Source organism: Streptomyces sp. NPDC034049 (assembly GCF_055575575.1).
Window position 1 is genome coordinate 1 of sequence record NZ_JBVISJ010000051.1, and the last position, 1,297, is coordinate 1,297.

General features: G+C 69.2%; 1 protein-coding gene. It reads left to right on the forward strand.

The genetic code is table 11. From position 1 onward, the window contains the following. The first annotated feature begins 66 nt into the window (after nucleotides 1–66). Nucleotides 67–1,268 (forward strand): IS3 family transposase gene (locus ACZ52C_RS42000; protein ID WP_469079794.1). Its coding sequence is split into 2 segments (ribosomal slippage): nucleotides 67–358 and nucleotides 358–1,268, totalling 1,203 coding nucleotides; the frame shifts between segments, so codons are not numbered across the junction. Nucleotides 1,269–1,297 lie beyond the last annotated feature (29 nt).

Genomic DNA, 1,297 nt, shown 5'->3' on the forward strand with positions numbered 1-1,297 from the left:
GGGCCTTGACCCTTGATCCTGGACACGCGAGACACTGGATCCTGAGGATCTGAGAACGGACATCTCGTGGTCATGAAGAACTATCCGCCGCAGTTCAAGGCGGACGCGGTCGCGCTGTACCAGTCGCGGCCCGAGGCGACGATCAGGCAGGTCGCCGCCGATCTGGGGATCAACCCCGAGACCCTGCGGAACTGGGTCCGAGCGGCCGGAGCGAGCCGGCCCCGGGGGCGCCGGGTGGAGGTGGCGACTGAGCCGCCGACGCCGCTGGAGGCGGAGAACGCCGCTCTGCGGAACAAGGTCCGTGAGCTGGAGGAAGAGCGCGAGATCCTGCGGAAGGCGGCGAAGTATTTCGCCGGGGAGACGCGCTGGTGAACCGCTTCCAGTTCGTCGCCGACCATCAGCGCCGTTACGGCGTGAAGCGGCTGTGCACCATCCTGGGCATCGCCCGCTCCAGCTTCTACTACTGGTGTCGGACGGCCGCGGACCGGGCCGCCCGGCAGGCGGCCGACGCCCGCCTCGCCGCCCGGATACGGGCCGTGCACCGCGAGTCGGACGGCACCTATGGCGTCCCCAGGATCACGGCCGAGCTCCGCGAGGCGGGCGAGCGCGTCAACCACAAGCGGATCGCGCGGGTGATGCGGGGCGCCGGTCTGGCAGGCGTGCGCTTGCGCCGCAGACACCGCACCACTGTTGTGGACCCGGCCGCGGCAAAGGCCCCGGACCTCATCGGCCGCGACTTCACAGCAGACGAACCGAACACGAAGTATGTCGGCGACATCACCTACCTCCCGCTGGACGGCGGGAAGTTCCTGTATTTGGCCACCGTCATCGACCTCGCCTCACGCCGCCTGGCCGGCTGGGCGATCGCGGACCACATGCGCACCGACCTCGTCACCGACGCCCTGTCCGCCGCCGAACGGACCCGCGGCAGCCTCGCCGGGGCGATCATGCACACCGACCACGGGGCCCAGTACACCAGCCGGGCCTTCGCCGACGCCTGCCGCCAGGCCGGCGTCCGCCAGTCCATGAGCGCGATCGGCAGCTCGGCGGACAACGCGCTCGCCGAATCCTTCAATGCGACGTTCAAACGCGAGACGCTCCAGGGCCGAAAGCGCTGGTCCAGCGAACGCGAGGCCCGTCTCGACGCGTTCCGCTGGCTCAATCGCTACAACACCCGACGCCGACACTCCCGCCTCGGACAACGCAGTCCCATCGCCTACGAGACAGCACTCGACACAACATCAACTACCCTGGCCCAAGCCGCATAGCCCGTGTCCAAGATTCCGGGTCAAGGCCC